Origin of the sequence: Deinococcus sp. (genome assembly GCF_030523985.1) — a bacterium.
GTDB lineage: Bacteria > Deinococcota > Deinococci > Deinococcales > Deinococcaceae > Deinococcus.
In genome coordinates, this window is record NZ_JAUNHK010000168.1 from 1 (window position 1) to 3,445 (window position 3,445).

The window sequence follows — 3,445 nt, forward strand, 5'->3', positions numbered from 1 at the left end:
TCACCTGCAACTGCGCCCTTACCGGAGACCCCAAGACCCATGACCCAAACCGCCCGCCCCCTGCTTCAACTGGAACACTACCTTCAGCCCCAGACTGGCGAACGCGCCCGCCTCAGCTTCGACGGGCAGACCACGAGGCTGGAACGCGGAGGGCAAGTTACGCCGCAGACTCCACCCGCTTTCGACGAAGCCGCCGAGCGGGAAAAACTGCGCGAGCAGATGGAGCAGAGCGCCAGCGCCCCCGAATTCCGGATGTGGCGCGAAATGCTGATAGGGCGGCTGGGCTCACGCGAGGCCGCCCGGCAGGAGTTTCTGCGCCTGGGGCTGCCGCAAAAGCTGTGGGACGAACTCGATACCTTTGACCGGCGCATGGGCCGCACGCCGAGTGACGCGCCCAACATCGTGCCGCCGGACTACAGTTCCGTCCTGGTCACGGCAGAGGAAGTCGAAAACTCGCTCCTGTGGAACCCGCCCGCTGAACTGCGCCGCCGCTTTGCGGGCATCTGGGCCGCAGAAATGAACATCGTGCCGCCTGGGGCTGACACGGGTCTGTGGGAGCGGTCGCTGGCGCTGGCCCGTGAGGGGTTTATTCGCCTGACGCCGCGCCGCCCCGACGGGACTGTGTGGCTGCCGCCCGCACTGGAGCCGCACCGCGCCCAACTTCAAGGGCTGGAGCAGCCTGTGGTGCGCCCCTATCCCAAAGCAGGCCAGCCTGCCCCCTGGGACAGTAAATTCGGCGGCGTGCCCTACCGTCCCAGCGGCAGCGCATGGCCCCTGGACGCGCACGGCGCACCGCTGCCCTTTTTGGCGCAAATCAACCTGGCGCAGGCCAACGCGGAGGGGCACCTGCCCGACCTGCCACGGCGCGGGCTGCTGCAATTTTTCGTCAGCCACGCGGGGGAGCGGGTACTGTACTGGCCCGACCCCGTGCAGAATGAAGCCACGCTGACCCGCGAAGTGCCCGAATTGGAGGACTATCAGGAAGCGATGTTCAGCCCGCCCGAGCAGGCGATGGGCTTCGTGCCCGACAGCGAAATTCCGTCCAGTCTGGATGACCGCCTGAGCTTTGCGCGGCCCACGGACGAATCCGACCAGCGGGCCGAGTACAACAGCAAACTTCAGGCCAATGGGCACCGCCTGCGCGGGTATCCGATGGTCATCAACAGCTTTCATCCCGCCGCCGAGAACGTGCAACTGCTCTTCCAGTTCGACGGCGACGACTTCGGCGGGCAACTGTTCGGACAAAACGGGGGGCTGGGCGGCTGGCTGGGCTTTTTCATTCGCCCAAGTGACCTTGCAAAACTGGACTTCTCGCGGGTGTGGGCAGAGATGGACGCCTTTTGAACGTTGAACCATCCTGCTACATTCTGTGAATGACCCCACAAAATTTGGAGGCGGGCACTCAGCCGCGCTGGAAAGTCATTGGGCCAGGTCTCTTGGTCGCCGCCACCGGCGTCGGGGCTGCCGACCTCGTCGCCACGCTGGTCGCGGGCAGCAAATACGGCTACGCGCTGCTGTGGACCGTGCTGCTCGGCTGCATCCTCAAAATCGTGCTGGTCGAGGGTGCGGGGCGCTACTCGCTGGCGACGGGCAAGACCATCTTCGAGGGCTGGCAGTCGCTGGGCCGCTGGGCCACCATTTATTTCGGCATCTACATCGTCATCTGGGGCTTCGTGTACGGCGCCGCCGCCATGTCGGGCACAGGCATTCCGCTGCACGCGCTGATGCCGGGGCTGAGCGTGGAAGCCTGGGGGATTCTGTCGGCCCTTGTCGGACTGGCGCTGGTGTGGTTCGGGCGCTACGAGGTTTTCGAGAAGTTCATGGCCGTGCTGGTCGGCCTGATGTTCGTGGCGATGGTGGGGGCCGCCATCCTGACCGTGCCGAACCTGGGCGAGATTCTGCGTGGCCTGATCCCGACCATCCCCGATGGCGGCGTCGTGAACGTGCTGAGCCTCGCCGGAGGGGTCGGCGGCACCATCACCCTGGCGGCCTACGGGTACTGGCTGCGCGAAAAGGGCTGGAGCACGCCGCGCTACATGAACGTGATGCGTCTGGACAACAACGTGGCCTATATCGTGACCGGGATTTTCGTTCTCTCGACCCTGATTGTGGGCGCCGAGCTGCTGTATTCCGCCAAAATTGCCGTCGAGAGTGGCGAAAAGGGCCTGCTCGACCTCTCGGACATCCTGGGTCAGCGTTACGGGGGCTGGGCCAAGTATGTCTTCCTGGTGGGCTTTGCCGCCGCCGCCTATTCCTCGCTGCTGGGCGTGTGGAACGGCGTTTCGCTGATGTTCGCCGACTTCGTGGGCCGCACGCGGGGTCTGGCGTCGGGCCACCCCGACACCCGCGTGGGGGGCAAATACTACAAGTGGTACATCCTGTGGCTGACCTTCCCCCCCATGCTGCTGATGTTTCTGGGCAAGCCCGTGGGCCTGATTCTCGCTTACGGCGTGCTAGGCTCGCTCTTTATGCCCTTTCTCGCCATCACGCTGCTGCTGATTCTCAACAGTAACCGCGTGCCCGCCGAGTGGCGCAACAAGCCCGGCACCAACGTGATGCTGGGCCTGTGCGTGGTCATCTTCAGCTACCTCGCCGTCACCGAACTCGCCAAGCAAATCGGCAAGGTGCTGGGCGGCTGATACGCCAACGGCCAAAAGCGACTCCCCCAGCTCGGATGGCCTGGGGGAGTCGCTTTTTATGTTTTATGTCGAGCCGGGTATCACTTGACCAGGCAGCTCATGTCCTCGACTTCACGGATGAAGTTGCCCTGAGCGTCGAACACACGGGCCGTCGCCAGCACTGCGGTGGCGGGGTGGACGTAGGGACGGGCCTTGTCGGTGAAGGTGCGGTCTGCCACGGTCTGCGAGGGCGGCTGGGCCTCGGTCCAGAAGTCCCCGACGTAGAGCGGCACATCGTCGTCCACTGTGCCGGTCTGGTCGCAGGCAGGGTCGATGCTGATGAGGTAGACGCCGTCCATATAGCTGCCGTCGGGAGCACCTTCCAGGGCGATGCTGGCGATACTTTTCGTCCAGTTCGCGTTGTATTTCAGATGGACGGAGAGGCCGGTATACGCGAAAGGGTCTTTTGGAGCAGTGACAGGTGGCGTCGGCACATTCACTGGGGGCGCCGATTCGCAGACGCTCAAATTGAAGTCGGTATTGGGCGTCTGCGGCCCTTCGGTGATGGGCATGTGGAAGCTGAAAGTGCCGTTGTATTTCAGGCCCCCGCTGGCCGAGGCGCACAGGGGTTCGCTCAGACTGTTCGTGGCATCGTTTGTCCGCAGAGTATCGGTCTGGGGCAGCACGCCGCCTTCCGAGGGGGGCCGGAAGCTGAGCACCCGAAAGCTGCTGCTCTTGGCGAGGAAAGTGCCGCCCTGGGTGGCGAGCTGTACCAGCGCCCCGCCCTCGGCGTAGTGAGGGTAGTTGTAGGTCCAAACCGTATTGGC

Annotated in this window: 3 protein-coding genes; 2 read left to right on the forward strand and 1 reads right to left on the reverse strand. The window is 64.3% G+C overall.

The window, feature by feature from the left end:
- Positions 1–39: 39 nt before the first annotated feature.
- Positions 40–1,344: a YwqG family protein gene (locus tag Q4C89_RS14410; RefSeq protein ID WP_303103316.1), complete on the forward strand. Its 1,305-nt coding sequence runs from the start codon at positions 40–42 to the stop codon at positions 1,342–1,344.
- A gap of 29 nt (positions 1,345–1,373) precedes the next feature.
- Positions 1,374–2,639, forward strand: coding sequence for an Nramp family divalent metal transporter (locus Q4C89_RS14415; RefSeq protein WP_303103317.1), 1,266 nt, complete (start codon positions 1,374–1,376; stop codon positions 2,637–2,639).
- Positions 2,640–2,719: 80 nt separating this feature from the next.
- Here the strand turns inward: Q4C89_RS14415 and Q4C89_RS14420 are convergent.
- Positions 2,720–3,445: hypothetical protein (locus Q4C89_RS14420; protein WP_303103318.1), on the reverse strand; the 726-nt coding region annotated here is incomplete at its 5' end.

What these genes read in the sequence shown, in the direction of transcription:
- Q4C89_RS14410 (WP_303103316.1), top strand. Translation starts at nt 40, where the DNA reads ATGACCCAAACCGCCCGCCCCCTGCTTCAACTGGAACACTACCTTCAG.
- Q4C89_RS14415 (WP_303103317.1), top strand. Translation starts at nt 1,374, where the DNA reads ATGACCCCACAAAATTTGGAGGCGGGCACTCAGCCGCGCTGGAAAGTC.